This window comes from Rhodococcus sp. JCM 9793, assembly GCF_055380405.1.
Genome location: NZ_AP043721.1, coordinates 4,936,987 through 4,953,025 on the forward strand (window position 1 = coordinate 4,936,987; position 16,039 = coordinate 4,953,025).

Sequence of the window (16,039 nt, forward strand, 5' to 3'; positions counted from 1 at the left end):
CACGCAACCTCGGGTGGGAACGAGACCCGCGTGGTTACAGAGCCAGCTTGGCCAGCAGGTCGCGTGCCTTCTCTGCACTACGCGGATCGCACAGGACGTCGTAGCGCCTGGCGACCAACTGCATCGTCGACGAGAAGTCGCGCTGCCCGCGCGTGGCCGCGTAGGGGATCGTCGCCGAGATCAACCCGAAGATGATGCCGCCGACCAGGCCCACGATGAGCGGACCGATGAAGTCGGTGGAGAAGATCCCGAGGAGCAGGCCGAAGAACAGGCCCAGCCACGCGCCGGAAACGATGCCGCCGCCGATCACCTTGGCCCACGTCAACCGGCCGGTGACTCGTTCGACCTGCATGAGGTCGACACCGACGATCGTGACGTCCTCGACGGAGAAGTTCTGGTCGGAGAGATGATCGACAGCACGTTGCGCTTCGGCATAGGTCGTGTACGAGCCGACCGGCCACCCGCTCGGCGGTTCCGGGAGGCCCGGGGCCGGCCGGCCGGCCCCTAGTGGATTCGTCATCTTTGCTCCTTCTCGTTTGCCGTCATCGTCTCGATTCCCTGCGACGCGACATCCACGCTCGTGTCCATTCTGCCGGGATTCGAAACACGGACGGCGAAACAGCTACTGCGACGGCTCGAACGACGTGGTACGCGCCATACCGGCAGCACGACCCTTCGCAGAGATGACGAGGGCCATCTTGCGGCTCGCTTCGTCGATCATCTCGTCCCCGAGCATCGCGGCGCCACGAGCACCACCCGCCGCGGAGGTGTGCCATTCGTAGGCGTCGAGGATCATCTCCGCCTTGTCGTAATCCTCCTGCCGCGGACTGAAGACCTCGTTGGCAGCATCGATCTGACCGGGATGCAGCACCCACTTGCCGTCGAATCCGAGTGCTGCCGAGCGCTGCGCCGACCGACGGAACGCCTCGACGTCGCGAATCTGCAGGTAGGGGCCGTCGATGGCCTGCAGTCCGTGTGCACGCGCGGCCATGAGAATCGTCATGAGGATGTGGTGGTAGGCGTCGCCGCGGTCGTAGCCCTCGGGCTGCTCCCCCACCACCAGGGTGCGCATGTTGATGCTGGCCATGAAGTCGGCGGGGCCGAACACGAGGGTCTGAACGCGCGGGCTGGCCGTCGCGATCTCGTTGATGTTCGTCAGACCCATCGCGTCTTCGATCTGCGGTTCGATCCCGATGCACCCGACCTCGAGTCCGTGAGCTTTCTCCACCTGGGTGAGCAGTAGATCGAGCGCCTTCACGTGGCTTGCGTCCGGCACCTTGGGCAGCAGGATCGCGTCGAGGTGCGCACCCGCGCCGCCGACGACGGTCGACACATCCAGGTAGGTGGCGTCGGTGGTCCAGTCGTTGACCCGCACCACCTTGAGTTGGTCGCCCCAACCGTCCTCGTTCAATGCCTCGACGATGGTCGTGCGCGCCTGCTCCTTTGCAAGCGGCGACACGGCGTCCTCGAGATCGAGGAAGAGAGCATCGGCGGGGAGGCCCTTCGCCTTGTCGATCATCTTGCGGCTGCTACCCGGAACCGCGAGTACCGACCGTCTGGGCCTGAATGAGAACGACATGGGGTGACCGAACCTCCGTGTTCCGTGATCTGCGTCTGCAGGATCTGGCGTCTACGTAAATCTGACACCTTCTGCCACCTAAGTGGCAGGCGGCGAAGACGAACGTACCTCACGGCTACCCACACCATCATCCGATGCTGCAGGCTCGACCGTGTCCCACACCGACGCTTCAGATGCAGGATGAGGTCTCGACTTGTTCACCCCCTTCGAGGGTGACGGGGTCGCAATACTGTGGCGGACCCGGCGATGCCGCGGCCTCCTCGGGGTCGGGCCGGTCTTGTCGCGACACTGGCGCACCGCGGCATGCTCGGTGGTCCGAATCTCCAGGCTTCCACTGCGGGTTCGGACCGCCGCACCTCGGCCGAGGAGGGCACGTTTGGCAAGGTTCACCCCGCCACATGATCACGATTCCCACCGAGTCGACAGGACTCGCACCACGCGTGGTGATAACCACCCGGCCGGGCCAGCGGCGCATTACACCCCGGACACAACGCCGACGACCCCCGCGCCGGTACCGTCACCGCCACCGCACCCACCCGGGCGGCGGTATGGGCAAGCGCATGGGCGGCTTTGCGGCGCGCCGACTTGCGTTGCAGCAGTTGCCCTTCCTCCTGCAACCGGGCCAGCTTGATGCCGAGGCCCCGGTCGTCGTACGTGTAGCCCTGATAGTCCGACATCAACCCGCCGCCGGTGTCGGTGGCGATAGCGGCGGCCCCGAGGGTGGCCGGTGACCAGTCCACCCCCACCGCGACCGTGCCGGCCGCCAGATCATTGGTGGGGACGGCCTCGGTGGCCGCGCACCGCAGCAACAGCCCGCGGCCATCGAAGGTCAGGGTCGGGCGATGCCATTGCGTGACCGCCCGACCATGCAGGTGTGGTGGGAGTGTCGCGGTCAACCGGACCGCCCGCCACTGCGCCCGCGTAATCGGGGCGCTGGTGGTCGGGATGAGCAGGTCGGTTTCGGCGCCGGTGATCAGGTCGAGCAGCCACCGGATGCGGACATCGAGGTCGTCGAGTCCGATCGGGTCGCCGGTGGTGTCGTCGACCGCGAGGTGGGGTCGGGTGGTGAACGCGAACTGACGTCTGTCGATGGTGGCCGTCACAACTCCCCCGTTGCCTCGAGCGTTGTCGATCAGTTCCGCTGCCAGTACCTCGCTGTGGTCCGACCGTGCCTCGACCGTAACGCCGAACACCGACAGGAATGCTCACTCGTAGCCGCGCTCTACGATCCGGTTCATGACGGAGCTCTACCCGTTGTGAGTCACGACCCAGGAATCGGGAGGGAAGCCCGGTCCGGGGCCGCTTCTATGCTTGGCCCATTGACACCGATTGGTTGGGAGTTACCCATTGGCTTCAGTGAGCAAGGTATTCGCGGCGAGGCTGGCCGGCCTGGTCGTGCTCGGCCCCGACGGCGAATCGATCGGTCGTGTCCGCGACGTCGTGCTCACCATCCGAATAGGCCGCCAGCAGCCGCGTGTGCTCGGTCTGGTCGTGGAACTTCCGACCCGGAAACGGATCTTCGTTCCGATGTTGCGGGTGACGGCCATCGCGCCGGGTTCGGTCACGCTCGTCACCGGCAACGTGAGTCTGCGCAGGTTCATGCAGCGCCCGTCCGAGGTGCTTGCCCTCGCGCAGGTGTTGGACTCCCGCGTGCGGATCGACGATCCTGAGCTCACCGACCTGTCCGGGGTGGACGTCACCGTTGTCGATCTGGGGATCGAACTCACCCGCAGCAGGGACTGGCTGGTCGCGCGTGTCGCGGTGCGACGCCACCGCGGACGACTCTCCCGCCGCGCCCCGGTACACGTCGTCGAATGGCAGCACGTGCACGGCCTGACGCAACAGGCACTCGCTCAACCCGGTCAGGGTGTCTCGCAGCTGCTGATGCAGTTCGAGGACATGCGTCCCGCCGACGTCGCCAACGTGCTGCGGGATCTCCCTGTCAAGCGCCGCAACGAAGTTGCGGCTGCGCTCGACGACGAACGACTCGCCGACATCGTGCAGGAACTGCCCGCGGACGACCAGACCGATCTACTCAAGCACCTCGAGGTCGACCGTGCCGTCGACGTCCTCGAGGCCATGGACCCTGACGACGTCGCGGACCTGCTCGGCGAATTACCCGAGACCGACGCCGAGTGGTTCCTCCAACGCATGGATCCGGAGGATTCCGAGCCGGTCCGACGCCTTCTCGAGCACTCACCCGATACGGCGGGTGGCCTGATGACCCCGGAGCCGGTGGTGCTCACTCCCGCGACCACGGTCGCGGAGGCGCTCGCCCGAGCGCGCAATCCGGATCTCACCCCGGCGCTGGCATCGATGGTGTTCGTGGTCCGGCCGCCGACCGCGACACCGACCGGCCGATATCTGGGTTGCGTCCATCTGCAACGATTGCTTCGCGAACCGCCGGCGAGCCTCGTCGGCGGCGTCATCGACAACGATCTCCCGCGACTCGATCCCGAGGACTCCCTGGCTTCGGTGACCCGATACTTCGCGACGTACAACCTGGTGTGCGCTCCGGTCGTGGACGACGAGCAGCACCTGCTCGGCGCGGTGAGCGTCGACGACGTGCTCGACCATCTGTTGCCCGAGGACTGGCGCGAAGAGGAGGAAGAGGATGAGTGACCGCAACCCCCTGGGTACGCAGCGGCTCGAGACTCCCCGCACCTCCCGATTCCGGGTCAACTTCGATGTGGAGGCCGTCGGCCGCGTAAGTGAGTCGATCGCACGTTTCCTCGGCACCGGCCGTTACCTGACGATCCAGACGGTCGTGGTGATCGTCTGGATCGCGCTCAATATCTTCGCGATAGGTCTGCAGTGGGATCCGTACCCCTTCATCCTGCTCAATCTCGCCTTCTCCACGCAGGCCGCCTACGCCGCGCCGCTGATCCTGCTCGCACAGAACCGTCAGGAGAACCGGGACCGTGTGTCGCTCGAAGAGGATCGGACTCGCGCAGAGCAGACGAAGGCCGATACCGAGTTCCTGGCACGTGAGCTTGCAGCGTTGCGCCTCGCGGTCGGTGAGGTCGCAACACGCGACTATCTGCGCCGAGAACTCGAAGACCTGAAGACATTGATCACCGAAGCCGACAAGGGAGACGACGCCGGTACCGACCAGGCGAGACCACCCCGTCGCTGATACCGAAACGTCCGGTTGCACATAATCCGACCTGTTTCTGTAATGTGCGTCACAACAGGTGTGATGTGGGCTCGGTCGAAGGTGGGTGTTCCGGTGCGCTGGCAGACGACTCTGGTTGTTCCGTTGCTCGCGGCAGCAGGTTTCGCAGCGACAGCGTCGACGCCCGCACCGAGCGGCGCCTCCGTCGATCCCGTGCCCACGCAGACCGCTGTCGCGCAGGAAGTGGGCATCCTGCCCGCCGAGCCGGCAGCTCCGCAGGCGATGCGTAGTCCGTCCGCAGTCACCGGGGACCCGGCCGACCCCCTCGCGCAGACGCCGCCGGCGATGCCCGGTGACGGATTCGCCATTCTCGGCGACGGCCCCCTCGCGATCCCGGAACTCGTGTTCTACGCGTACCGCGCGGCCGAGATGCAACTCGCGATCAACTCGCCGGAATGCGGGCTGCCGTGGCACCTACTGGCGGCGATCGGCCGTCTCGAATCGAATCACGCCGAGAACGGGCACACGGACGTCCTCGGCACCCTCACCGCAGCACGGACGACCCCAGACGGCCGTGTCGGTCCGATGCAGCTTCCTGCCGGCGCGTGGGAGCGATTCCCCTCGGACGGGAATGCGGACGGCGTGACCGACCCACAGAACGTGTTCGATGCGACTCTCGCAGCGGGCGTGTGGGCCTGCGCGGACGGCGCGTCCGCGCGAGACGAGGCCGGCGAGGCCCGAGTGGCTGCCATGTTCAATTCCTCCCCCGAGTACCTGGCGAATGTGCACAAGTGGTCCGACGCCTACAAGAAGGGCGCCGAGGTCGCCCCGGCGGTCCCCGCAACGCCACCGACCGCTGTCCCCACCCCTGCCGCCGTCCCGCTTCCCACCGCGGACGCGGCCGCCCCGGCCACACCCGACACCGCCGACGAGTCCGCCGACGAGCAGACCGGCCCGACCGCGACGGAATCACCCATGATGACGATTCCGGCACTGCCGGAAATCCCGTGCCTCGTCCCCACCCTCTGCGGGCAGTGACACACACAGGACACCCGGCCTTGCGCAGAGACGGACATTCCCCCCATCTTTACTGTTACTAAAATCACACCTGCGTAACGGTAGTTTTCCCCAGTTTGCGAGGATCCGATCGCCGCGAAGCGTCTCGTAGCGGCGCGACCGTGCGTTTTCGAATGCCGCCATCACCGGCGATGACGCCACATCCAGGTATCCGTAAACCCTCGTTACATCACGGTTGAATAACGGAAGCGCATCAAATCCTGTAGTGTCGGCCCGGCCATATAACGGAGGCGTCTCGAGGGGACGCCCGAGGGAGGTAGTAGTGGGCCGGCACGCTAAGCCATTGGATTCGAAGATCCGTCGCAATTCCGTCATCGCCATGACGGGTTTGGTGCCGGTGGGCTTAGTTGCTGCAGCCGCCACTACCGCCGGTGCATCACCCCGCACCCTGCTCGGAATCCATCAGCAGGAAACCGAACCCGCAGCGGCCGCGACACCGATCGACGACATCACCGCAGCCGTGAACTCCGTCGACATCCCGCAGGCCATCGCTGTCGCCCAGAACGTCATGCTCGTTCCGGAACCCGCCGCCACGCCCGCACCGAAGGCCGCGCCCGCACCGAAACCCGAACCCAAGGTTCTGCACGAGGGCCCCCTCGGCATTCCCGGTATCAATTTCGACGCCTACACCAACGCCGAGCGGATCCTCAACGAGGAGAACCCCGGCTGCGGCATGTACTGGACGCTGCTCGCCGGAATCGGCCGCGTCGAGTCCGGACACGCGAACGGCGGCCAGGCCGACGATCACGGCAACCTGAACGACCCCGTGATCGGCCTGCCGCTCGACGGCAGCCTCCCCGGCCAGGCCGTCATCTACGACACCGAGGGTGGTGCCCTCGACGGCGACGCCGTGTACGACCGGGCCGTCGGACCGATGCAGTTCATCCCCACCACCTGGAACCAGTACGCGGGCGACGGCAACGGCGACGGTAAGGCCGATCCCCAGAACCTCTACGACTCGACGCTGACGACCGCGCGGTACCTGTGCGACGGCGGCCTCGACATGCGCAACCTCGCGCACTCGACGAAGGCCATCCACCGCTACAACAACTCGATGGCGTATGTCGCGAACGTCCTCGCCTGGTCTGCCGCCTACTCCACCGGCATCTCACCCAGCGCAGCCGACCTGCCGCGTATCCACTGACCCACCGCCACCTACCATGGTCACCATGGCAGTCCTCGAGTCCGAAATCCGAAGCGCGCTCACACGGGTCCAGGATCCGGAGATCCGCAAGCCCATCACGGACCTCGGAATGGTCAAGAGCGTCGACATCCGCGACGACAGCAGTGTCGATATCGAGGTGTATCTCACGACGGCCGGGTGCCCGATGCGCACCGAGATCACCGATCGCGTCACCAAGGCCGTAGCCGACGTCGCAGGCGTGGGTGAGATCCGGGTGACGCTCGACGTGATGAACGACGAGCAGCGGACCGCCTTGCGCAAGTCCCTTCGCGGCGATTCCGCCGAACCCGTCATCCCGTTCGCGCAACCCGGGTCACTCACCCGCGTCTACGCGGTGGCCTCCGGCAAGGGCGGCGTCGGCAAATCGTCCGTGACCGTCAACCTCGCTGCTGCGCTGGCCGATCGCGGACTGTCCGTGGGTGTGCTCGACGCCGACATCTACGGCCACTCGATTCCCCGCATGCTGGGCACGTCCGCCAAGCCCACCCAGGTGGAGCGGATGATCATGCCGCCTGTCGCGCATGAAGTGAAGATGATCTCCATCGCCCAGTTCACCGAAGGAAACACTCCGGTGGTGTGGCGCGGCCCGATGCTGCACCGGGCGTTGCAGCAGTTCCTCGCCGATGTGTTCTGGGGCGATCTCGACGTGCTTCTGCTCGACCTTCCGCCCGGCACGGGCGACGTCGCGATCTCCGTCGCACAGTTGGTCCCCAACGCGGAGATCCTCGTGGTGACCACCCCGCAACAGGCAGCCGCTGAGGTCGCCGAGCGTGCCGGGTCGATCGCATTGCAGACCCGTCAGCGCATCGCCGGCGTCGTCGAGAACATGTCGTGGCTCGAACTACCCGACGGCACCAAGATGGATGTCTTCGGAACCGGTGGCGGCCAGGCTGTCGCAGAGCGGCTCTCACGCGCCGTAGGAGCCACGGTGCCGCTGCTCGGACAGATTCCCCTCGACCCGGCCGTCCGTGAGTCCGGCGACGCGGGCACCCCGATCGTCCTCAGTGCACCCGATTCAGCACCGGGCATCGCGATGCGGGAGATCGCCGAGAAGCTTGCAGTCCGTCGCCGTGGTCTGGCCGGCATGTCGCTGGGGATCGACACCACTCGACACCTCTGAGCTGTTCGAAGCACCTCAGCCCCCTCAGGGGCACGGCCCTCATCGAGGCGAGGACGCTATGTCGCGTCGGGATCGATCGGCGGCGTCTCGCCCGGAGCGAGGGGCTTCGACATGTTCGGCCGCGAGGACGTCGAGCCGCCCGGTGACGAACCCGAGCCGTTGGCCGACGGTGTCGACGGCTTGTCGAAGTTGCCCGTGAGGATCGAATCGTCACCGTCGAGAAGATGCTTGGTGATGACGGCCTTGGGCGTCATCCCGCGCAACTGATTGAGCTCGGACAGGGGCTTCTGCAGATCCTCGAATTCCGGTCCGAGTTCGTCCTTGAGTTGCTGCCGGGCACCCGACGCGTACTCACGCACCTGACGCAGCGACTTGGTCACCCACGACACCGCACCCGGAAGTCGCTCCGGACCGAGGACCACGAGGGCCGCGATGAGGAGGACCATGAACTCGCCCCAACCGATGTTGCCGAACACCGCACCAGACTACGTGGTCCACGCAGAATTGCAGTACCGGCAGTGGAAGTCACATCCCCCGATCGGGGTCAGTCCGATACGGGGGTGACCTCGATGTCGACCAGGCGCCCCTCGCGAACCAACTGCACGGTGACCGGCTGATTCGTCTCCTGCAGATGAACTGCGACGACGAGTTCGTCGGCGCTCGTGACCTCCCGGTCGCCGACCTTGACGATCACGTCGCCCTCGACGATGCCGGCCTGCTGTGCCGGGCTGCCCTGCTGCACATTGGCCACCTCGGCGCCGCTGGCGACATCGTTGACGACGGTCCGCGCATTCACGCCGATCTCGGGATGGTGCATCACGCCGTCACCGATGAGCGCCTGCGCAACCTCGGTGACGGTATCGATCGGGATCGCGAAGCCCAGGCCGACGGATCCGCCGGTCTCCGATTTGATCGCAGAGTTGATGCCGATGACCCGGCCTTCCGAATCGATGAGCGGTCCACCCGAATTACCTGGGTTGATGGCCGCGTCGGTCTGCACGGCATCGATGACCGCGTCGGTGTCGGTGCCCTGACCGTTCAAGCGCATGGGCCGGTGCAGCGCACTGACGATGCCGCGGGTGACGGTCTTGTTCAGTCCGAGCGGCGACCCCACCGCGACGACATCCTCGCCGACCTGAACGTCCTCCGACCGGCCGAGTTCGGCGACGACGAGATTGTCGACGTCTTCGACCTTCAGGATCGCGAGGTCGGTCTTGATGTCGCGTCCGACGATCGACGCGGGCACCTTCGTACCGTCGTTGAACGTCACCTGCACGTTGGCTTCAGGATTGTTGGCGGCCATCGACACCACGTGGTTGTTGGTGGCGATGTAGCCCTCACCGTCGATCACGACACCCGACCCTGTTCCGGCGTCCTGGCCGAGCGTGACCTGGATCGACACGACCGCGGGCAACACGGCGTCGGCGATCTGCGCCACGGTGCCGGTCGGGACTTCCTCGCCTGCCGCGACCTGTGTCAGCGACACACCGCGACTGGTCAGCGATCCGTCCTCGGACAGCACCAGTGCGACGACGAGCCCACCGACCATTCCGATGACGACGGCAACGGCCGCGAGGGTGGCGAGTGCACGCGGTTCGACGCGGCGGTCGAAGAGCACCTCGCGGAGGGCCAGTTTGCGGGCCGGCGGGAGTTCGTCGTCGACGGCGTCCGCGATAGGCGGGCCGAGTCGCACGGCCGAGTCCGGGTCGCGCCACGGATCGGGTTCGATGGTCTCGGCGGGTTCCTCGTCGGCGTCATCCGGTGGGCGCTGGAGGGTATCGGTGGCATCGCCGGGCCGTCCGTACGCTTCCGCGAAGATCGGGTCGGAGGGGGGTGCGTGCTGGATCCGCGGATCGGGGGTCCGGTCTCGTGGAACCGCACCGAAGGACTCGACAGCACCGGCGGGACGACCGAAGACCTGCGCGGCGGAAGGATCGACGGAGGGCCGATACACGGGTCGAGGTTCGAGGCGCGGCGCGTCGGCGGGTCGGTCGATCACCCCGGACGACCGGTCGGGCCGCCCCGAAGCGGCGTCGGGCATGCCGTCGGCGGGCGCAGTCCCGAAGTCGTCGGCCCCGATGTCGCCTCGCCCGTTACGTTGCACACCCGTCCGTTGCACAGAATCGCCGCTCACGCGTGTCCGTCTCCCCCGTGTAGGTCCGTCACGCAGCCCAGTATCACCGATGGCACTGTGTCTGCTGCTACCGCCCGCTCGCTGTCACCGACGACGGAGGATCGACCATCGACGTGAGGCGCTCCGCGGATCCTGGGCAGTAGCGCCGAAAAGACCACCCGGGTCCGACGAACGAGTGGGGTCGGCGGGCCTGTCGCACAAATGGCTGGGAATGTTGCTGAGAGCACCGAGCAGCGACGACGGCATCTGCGGCGCCTGACGGGCCGCCGACCGCAGTGCGCGGCGGGCCTGGTCCTGTGCCTCGACCTCCGTTGCACATTCGGCGCAGATGGACAGGTGCTGAGCGGCGCGGAGATATGCCGACATCCGGAGCTCCCCGTCGACGAATGCGGCAACGGCTTCGCTGGCCAGGTGCTCCGTGGAACCGAACCTGCGAGGTGGTTGCACCATCGTCATCAAATCCTCCCGGCGGCTACCCCGCATCGACGCGACCGACTTCGACCTTCCCATGCTCGCGCAGGTGCTCGCGCAGCGCCTGGCGGCCCCGGTGGATGCGGCTACGCACCGTACCGAGCTTGACACCCAGTGTGGCACCGATCTCCTCGTAGGAGAGTCCCTCGATGTCACAGAGCACCACTGCCGCACGGTACTCCGGTGCCAGCGAGTCCAGTGCGGACTGCAGATCGGCACCGAGGCGGGCGTCGTGATAGATCTCCTCGGGGTTCGGCCCGTGGGCCGGTACCCGATCGTAGTCCTCCGGCAGCGCTTCCATCCGGATGCGATTCCGGCGGCGCACCATGTCGAGGAAGAGATTGGTCGTGATTCGATGCAGCCAGCCCTCGAATGTGCCCGGCTGGTAGTCCTGCAGTGAACGGAACACCCGGATGAATGTGTCCTGGGTGAGATCTTCGGCATCCTGTGCGTTGCCGGAAAGGCGGTATGCGAGGCGGTACACGCGGTCGCCGTGCTCGCGGACCAGCTCGTCCCACGACGGCATGGCAGCACGATCACCGGTGGCATCGAACACCGCTGTGCCGCTGATGTCGGCGGCGGCGGGCGTGAACACCTCGGGGGTGGGGACGGTGTCGGATCTTTGCATGTGGATCGGTGGATCCTCCTCTTCGGGACCGCTGATCGAAAACATTCTCCGGTGTAAACGCTCGGGTGCGGGGATCTATTTCCGCGGCATCCGTTTCGTCGTCTTCTCCCGGTCGACACTTCACGATCGTCGAACCTGCGGTCTGTTGCGTATCCGATCATCACTTTTCACCACGGCGATGTGGACGCTGTATGAGTACCCTGAGAGTCGGCTGAGAAACCATGAATGCGGATTCTGGGGCGCGCCTGCCTGCACTGATGCGGTCGCGAGGATAGCCTCATCAGGGTGCAGACCAATGCCGACCGGATCCTGGCCCACGCGGAGAATGTCGTCGTCGAGGACGACACTCTCGTCAACGCACGCGATCGCGCCCTCGATCTCGGCGCCGAACCCGTTTCACCGTCCGTGGGCGCAGCGTTGTCCCTGTTCGCACGCATGCTCGATGCGCGCACCGCCGTCGAGATCGGGACCGGCGCCGGCGTGAGCGGCCTGTGGTTGCTCCACGGACTACGCGAGGACGGTGTACTCACCACCATCGACAGCGAACCCGAGCATCAGCGCGCCGCGAAGATCGCGTTCCGTGACGGCGGAGTGGTCGCCTCGCGCACCCGGCTGATCAACGGCCGCGCACTCGACGTACTGCCGCGGCTCGCCGATTCCGGATACGATCTCGTCTTCGTCGACGCCACCCCCGCCGACCACCCGCACTTCGTCCGAGAGGGTGTACGGCTGCTCAGACCCGGCGGGGTCATCGTGCTGCACAACGCTCTGCTCGACGGGCGCGTCGCCGATCCGGCCGCGCGGGACTCGACGGTACTCGCTGTTCGTGAAGCCGCGCGCGCCATCTCTCAGGACGAACGACTGGCGCCGGTGGTACTGCCGCTCGGCGACGGACTGCTGTGCGCTGTACGCATGAGCTGAACGCCGGTGCGCACGAGGTGAGCTAGATCCACACGCCCTTACCGATTGCGACGACTCCGCCGTTGCTCACCGCGAAACGCTGACGGTCGCGCTCGAGGTCGACTCCGATGATCTCGCCGTCTCCGACGACGACATTCTTGTCGAGAATCGCGTGGCGCACGACTGCGCCCTTGCCGATCCGCACGCCGGGCATCAGCACGCTGCCCTCGACAGTGGCGCCGTCCTCGACCATGACGTTGGAGCTGAGCACCGAATTGCGGACGGTCGCGGCGGACAGGATGCTTCCGGCGCCGACGATCGACTCTTGAGCGAGGCCGCCCTGGACGAACTTGGCGGGAGGCAGGTTCTCCATGGCCCCGCGAATCGGCCAGCGCTTGTTGTAGAGGTTGAAGATCGGGTGGACGGACACGAGGTCCATGTGTGCGTCGTAGAACGCATCGAGTGTTCCGACGTCTCGCCAATAGCCGCGATCACGTTCGGTGGCACCCGGCACCACGTTGTCGTTGAAATCGTAGACGTGCGCGGTGCCCTGCGCCACGAGCGCGGGAATGATGTCACCACCCATGTCGTGGTCGGAGTCCGAGTTCTCCGAATCCGCCCGCAATGCCTCGACGAGCACCTTGGTGGTGAAGACGTAGTTGCCCATGGACGCGAAGGTCACGTTGGGATCGTCGGGTGTGCCGGGCGGGTGCGCAGGCTTCTCGAGGAACTGGGTGATGAGGCCGTTCTCGTCGCTGTCGATGCATCCGAACGCGAACGCTTCGCTGCGCGGGACTCGGATGCCCGCGACGGTGACGCCGGCGCCGGATTCGATGTGCTGACGCACCATCTGCTCGGGGTCCATGCGGTAGACGTGGTCGGCGCCGAACACCACGATGTATTCGGGGTCCTCGTCGTACACGAGGTTCAGCGACTGCAGGATCGCGTCGGCGCTCCCGGTGTACCAGCGCGGCCCCAGGCGCTGCTGTGCGGGCACCGGGGTGATGTACTCGCCGGTGAAGCCGGACAGTCGCCAGGTCTGCGAGATGTGCCGATCCAGCGAGTGCGACTTGTACTGCGTCAGCACGCAGATGCGTAGATATCCCGCGTTGACGAGGTTGCTCAGCACGAAATCGATCAGCCGGTAGGCACCCCCGAACGGCACCGCGGGCTTCGCGCGGTCCGCGGTCAGCGGATACAGCCGCTTACCCTCGCCGCCGGCGAGCACAATTCCAAGCACATGTGGCTGGCTCCTCACACGCTCAACCTATCCGCACTCCCCACGATGCCGCCAGCCAAGTGCCAATCGGGCTCGGTGCGCCTCGGGTGTCGCATGTGTCCTATTGTCCCGGCGTTCGGGGATCGAGTAGCCGGAACTTCGGCGGCCCGATAGTTTGATGCGGTGCGGGTGGCAATGATGACACGGGAATATCCGCCCGAGGTATACGGCGGCGCAGGCGTTCACGTAACCGAGCTCGTGTCGCAACTACGGCGACTGTGCGAGGTCGACGTGCACTGTATGGGGGCACCCCGCGAGACCGCGATCGTGCACTCCCCCGACCCGGCTCTCTCCGGCGCCAACGCCGCCTTGACGACCCTTTCGGCGGAACTGCGCATGGCCCACGGGGCTGCCGGAGCGGACATCGTCCACTCACACACCTGGTACTCGGGTCTGGCCGGCCATCTCGCCGCCGAACTGTACGACGTCCCGCATATCCTCACCGCTCACTCACTCGAGCCCCGACGCCCCTGGAAAGCCGAACAGCTCGGCGGCGGCTACCGGATTTCGTCGTGGTCCGAGCGCAACGCCGTACAGTACGCGGACGCCGTCATCGCCGTCAGCGACGGCATGCGACTCGATGTCCTCGACGCGTATCCGTTCGTCGACCCCGCGCGCGTCCACGTCGTGCGCAACGGAATCGACACCTCGGTGTGGCATCCGAGGCCCCTCGCGCCGGGTGCCGAATCGGTCCTGCCGACGATCGGTGTCGACCCGACAGCCCCGATCGCCGTGTTCGTCGGACGGATCACCCGACAGAAGGGTCTCGGTCACCTGATCGCGGCCGCGCACCGCATCGCACCCGAGATCCAACTCGTGTTGTGCGCGGGCGCGCCCGACACCCCTGAACTCGCAGCGGACACCGAACGGGCCGTCGCCGAATTGCAGAGCTCACGGGGCAACGTCATCTGGGTGCAGGAAATGCTCCCACGCGAATCGGTCCGCGAACTCCTTGCTGCCGCACAGGTTTTCGTGTGCCCGTCGGTGTACGAGCCGCTCGGAATCGTCAATCTCGAAGCGATGGCCTGCGAGACGGCTGTGGTGGCATCGGATGTGGGTGGGATCCCCGAGGTCGTGCAGGACGGCGTCACCGGCACACTGGTGCACTACAACTCATACGAACCCGCGGTCTACGAACAGGCTCTCGCGGACGCCGTCAACGATCTCGCCTCCGATCCGTCACGCGCGGCCGAATACGGGCGGGCGGGGCGCGCACGGGCCGTCACCGAGTTCTCGTGGGCGCAGATCGCGCGCGATACCCTCGCCGTCTACCAGGACGCGATCAGTCGCCGCTGACCGCACCGTCCTTCCGGACCCACGTCGACACCACCACCGACGCGGTCACCTCGAAGCCGTCGGGCAGCACCTCCACCATCTCGGCGCGTTGCTGCACGGTGAGATGGAAGGCGGACGGACCCATACCCACGAGAGCCTCGAGTGCCGTGCGGGGCAACTCCATCGTGAACCGGATCTCGGTGCGCTCGTGTCGCTCGAACCGGCCGGACAGCGCGGCCGACAAGCGTTCGGTCTTGTGTTCGTCGACGCTGACCATTCCGGGCAGCGACACCAGCTCACGCAGGTGATCCGGTGTCGGAGTGGCCACCACGAGCGTCCCGCCCGGTTCGAGGACCCGGTGGACCTCGGACGCATTGCGCGGGGCGAACACCGACAGCACGTGCCCGAGCGCCCCGGACCGCACCGGGATCTGTGCCCACGCGTCCGCCAGGACGGCTCCGGTGCGGGGATGGCTCCGGGCGATTCGACGGACCGCAGGTTTCGACACGTCGAGACCGATACCTCGGGAGCCTGGCATCCCGTCGAGCACCGACGCAAGGTACTGGCCGGTTCCCGCGCCCAACTCGAGTACGCCGGAATCGGACGGGACGGACGCGCACGCGGTCGCCACCGCGTCGCGGATCGGGTCGTAGTGGCCGGCACCGAGGAACGCGGCGCGGTCGGCGATCATCTCCGCGGTGTCGCCGGTGAACCGGGTTGCCGCGCCGGTCAGGAGTGAGACGTATCCCTGTCGTGCGATGTCGAAGCTGTGGCCTCGTTCGCACAGCACCGTTGCGTCGTCGAGGTCCATCGCCGACTCACAGTGCGGGCATGCAAAGAGGCCGATCACCGAGTCGAGCATGGCTTCCCTTCATCCACGACGCACACGGCACAGCTCACCCGTACGAATCCGGGCCCCGCGCACATAGAGCAGCGCGAGGCCCGGAATCGTCGAACGAGGCGCTGATCAGCTGGTGACACTCTTGAGTTCGTCGCCGAGGGCCGCAGCCTCGTCCGGCGTGAGCTCGACGACCAAACGTCCGCCGCCCTCGAGTGGAACCCTCATGACGATTCCTCGTCCCTCTTTGGTTGCTTCGAGGGGACCGTCCCCGGTCCGGGGCTTCATGGCCGCCATCCTCTGCTCCCTCCAAATCTGCACCCGACCTCCGGGCGCGTGGGTTACCGTGTGGTTGCCTCGTCTCGGTCGACGATGCGCGCTCCACCATTGTTCCCTATCGCAGTCCCTGCTGGGCAGCGGACTCCCGCGCGCGCCCACGC

The 16,039-nt window shown here is 66.5% G+C and carries 16 protein-coding genes and 1 pseudogene; 7 read left to right on the forward strand and 10 right to left on the reverse strand.

What is annotated here, in order from left to right:
- Nucleotides 1-34 precede the first annotated feature (34 nt).
- The 3 genes and pseudogenes from ACZ46K_RS24790 to ACZ46K_RS24800 all read right to left on the reverse strand — a co-directional run.
- A complete protein-coding gene (locus tag ACZ46K_RS24790) occupies nt 35-520 on the reverse strand; it encodes a YflT domain-containing protein (protein WP_054807018.1) in 486 nt (161 codons plus the stop codon).
- Nucleotides 521-622: 102 nt separating this feature from the next.
- Entirely contained in the window at nt 623-1,579 is a 957-nt protein-coding gene (locus ACZ46K_RS24795) for an HpcH/HpaI aldolase/citrate lyase family protein (RefSeq protein ID WP_054810559.1), read from the reverse strand.
- A gap of 78 nt (nt 1,580-1,657) precedes the next feature.
- Nucleotides 1,658-2,526: pseudogene (locus ACZ46K_RS24800) on the reverse strand (zinc ribbon domain-containing protein); the annotation flags it as partial.
- Between the two features lie 400 nt (nt 2,527-2,926).
- Here ACZ46K_RS24800 and ACZ46K_RS24805 point away from each other — a divergent pair.
- The 5 genes from ACZ46K_RS24805 to ACZ46K_RS24825 all read left to right on the forward strand — a co-directional run bounded on the left by ACZ46K_RS24805 (nt 2,927) and on the right by ACZ46K_RS24825 (nt 8,074).
- Nucleotides 2,927-4,201 carry a magnesium transporter MgtE N-terminal domain-containing protein gene (locus ACZ46K_RS24805; protein WP_054810926.1) on the forward strand — a complete coding sequence of 425 codons (1,275 nt, stop codon included), beginning with the start codon at nt 2,927-2,929 and terminating at the stop codon, nt 4,199-4,201.
- Complete coding sequence (locus ACZ46K_RS24810) at nt 4,194-4,715, forward strand: DUF1003 domain-containing protein (RefSeq protein WP_464745313.1); 522 nt, start codon at nt 4,194-4,196, stop codon at nt 4,713-4,715. The genes ACZ46K_RS24805 and ACZ46K_RS24810 overlap by 8 nt, the downstream gene beginning before the upstream one ends.
- Nucleotides 4,716-4,808: 93 nt before the next feature.
- Nucleotides 4,809-5,732 (forward strand): lysozyme family protein, encoded by a 924-nt coding sequence (locus ACZ46K_RS24815; RefSeq protein WP_464745315.1) that lies wholly within the window; start codon nt 4,809-4,811, stop codon nt 5,730-5,732.
- Nucleotides 5,733-6,033: 301 nt separating this feature from the next.
- A complete protein-coding gene (locus ACZ46K_RS24820) occupies nt 6,034-6,915 on the forward strand; it encodes a lytic transglycosylase domain-containing protein (RefSeq protein WP_054810761.1) in 882 nt (293 codons plus the stop codon).
- A 25-nt stretch (nt 6,916-6,940) separates the two neighbouring features.
- Nucleotides 6,941-8,074 carry an Mrp/NBP35 family ATP-binding protein gene (locus tag ACZ46K_RS24825; RefSeq protein WP_464745317.1) on the forward strand — a complete coding sequence of 378 codons (1,134 nt, stop codon included), beginning with the start codon at nt 6,941-6,943 and terminating at the stop codon, nt 8,072-8,074.
- A gap of 56 nt (nt 8,075-8,130) precedes the next feature.
- Here the strand turns inward: ACZ46K_RS24825 and tatB are convergent, their stop codons facing one another.
- From tatB to sigE, 4 genes are all read right to left on the reverse strand, one after another.
- The gene (gene tatB / locus ACZ46K_RS24830; RefSeq protein ID WP_054807532.1) at nt 8,131-8,550 is read right to left on the reverse strand and encodes a Sec-independent protein translocase protein TatB; all 420 of its coding nucleotides are present in this window, start codon (nt 8,548-8,550) and stop codon (nt 8,131-8,133) included.
- Nucleotides 8,551-8,618: 68 nt separating this feature from the next.
- Nucleotides 8,619-10,115 carry a S1C family serine protease gene (locus tag ACZ46K_RS24835; protein WP_464749459.1) on the reverse strand — a complete coding sequence of 499 codons (1,497 nt, stop codon included), beginning with the start codon at nt 10,113-10,115 and terminating at the stop codon, nt 8,619-8,621.
- 177 nt (nt 10,116-10,292) lie between these two features.
- Entirely contained in the window at nt 10,293-10,664 is a 372-nt protein-coding gene (locus ACZ46K_RS24840) for a hypothetical protein (protein WP_054806958.1), read from the reverse strand.
- Between the two features lie 16 nt (nt 10,665-10,680).
- Nucleotides 10,681-11,307, reverse strand: a complete 627-nt coding sequence (gene sigE / locus ACZ46K_RS24845) for an RNA polymerase sigma factor SigE (protein ID WP_054806959.1) — start codon at nt 11,305-11,307, stop codon at nt 10,681-10,683.
- Between the two features lie 285 nt (nt 11,308-11,592).
- Between sigE and ACZ46K_RS24850 the strand changes: the two genes are divergently transcribed.
- On the forward strand, nt 11,593-12,228 hold the full coding sequence (locus ACZ46K_RS24850; RefSeq protein WP_054806957.1) for an O-methyltransferase: 636 nt from the start codon (nt 11,593-11,595) through the stop codon (nt 12,226-12,228).
- A gap of 22 nt (nt 12,229-12,250) precedes the next feature.
- On the opposite strand, the gene glgC is transcribed toward ACZ46K_RS24850, so the two are convergent.
- Nucleotides 12,251-13,465: a glucose-1-phosphate adenylyltransferase gene (gene glgC, locus ACZ46K_RS24855; RefSeq protein ID WP_464745320.1), complete on the reverse strand. Its 1,215-nt coding sequence runs from the start codon at nt 13,463-13,465 to the stop codon at nt 12,251-12,253.
- Nucleotides 13,466-13,609: 144 nt separating this feature from the next.
- On the opposite strand from glgC, the gene glgA reads away from it, so the two are divergent.
- Nucleotides 13,610-14,782, forward strand: coding sequence for a glycogen synthase (glgA, locus tag ACZ46K_RS24860; protein ID WP_054806956.1), 1,173 nt, complete (start codon nt 13,610-13,612; stop codon nt 14,780-14,782).
- Here the strand turns inward: glgA and ACZ46K_RS24865 are convergent.
- Both ACZ46K_RS24865 and ACZ46K_RS24870 read right to left on the reverse strand, forming a co-directional pair.
- Nucleotides 14,769-15,623 (reverse strand): putative RNA methyltransferase, encoded by an 855-nt coding sequence (locus ACZ46K_RS24865; RefSeq protein WP_054806955.1) that lies wholly within the window; start codon nt 15,621-15,623, stop codon nt 14,769-14,771. The genes glgA and ACZ46K_RS24865 overlap by 14 nt on opposite strands.
- 105 nt (nt 15,624-15,728) lie before the next feature.
- A complete protein-coding gene (locus ACZ46K_RS24870) occupies nt 15,729-15,896 on the reverse strand; it encodes a DUF3117 domain-containing protein (RefSeq protein ID WP_011211259.1) in 168 nt (55 codons plus the stop codon).
- Between the last annotated feature and the right edge of the window lie 143 nt (nt 15,897-16,039).

What these genes read in the sequence shown, in the direction of transcription:
- ACZ46K_RS24790 (WP_054807018.1), bottom strand. Translation starts at nt 520, where the DNA reads ATGACGAATCCACTAGGGGCCGGCCGGCCGGCCCCGGGCCTCCCGGAA.
- ACZ46K_RS24795 (WP_054810559.1), bottom strand. Translation starts at nt 1,579, where the DNA reads ATGTCGTTCTCATTCAGGCCCAGACGGTCGGTACTCGCGGTTCCGGGT.
- ACZ46K_RS24810 (WP_464745313.1), top strand. Translation starts at nt 4,194, where the DNA reads ATGAGTGACCGCAACCCCCTGGGTACGCAGCGGCTCGAGACTCCCCGC.
- ACZ46K_RS24825 (WP_464745317.1), top strand. Translation starts at nt 6,941, where the DNA reads ATGGCAGTCCTCGAGTCCGAAATCCGAAGCGCGCTCACACGGGTCCAG.
- ACZ46K_RS24835 (WP_464749459.1), bottom strand. Translation starts at nt 10,115, where the DNA reads ATGCCCGACGCCGCTTCGGGGCGGCCCGACCGGTCGTCCGGGGTGATC.
- ACZ46K_RS24840 (WP_054806958.1), bottom strand. Translation starts at nt 10,664, where the DNA reads ATGACGATGGTGCAACCACCTCGCAGGTTCGGTTCCACGGAGCACCTG.
- sigE (WP_054806959.1), bottom strand. Translation starts at nt 11,307, where the DNA reads ATGCAAAGATCCGACACCGTCCCCACCCCCGAGGTGTTCACGCCCGCC.
- ACZ46K_RS24865 (WP_054806955.1), bottom strand. Translation starts at nt 15,623, where the DNA reads ATGCTCGACTCGGTGATCGGCCTCTTTGCATGCCCGCACTGTGAGTCG.
- ACZ46K_RS24870 (WP_011211259.1), bottom strand. Translation starts at nt 15,896, where the DNA reads ATGGCGGCCATGAAGCCCCGGACCGGGGACGGTCCCCTCGAAGCAACC.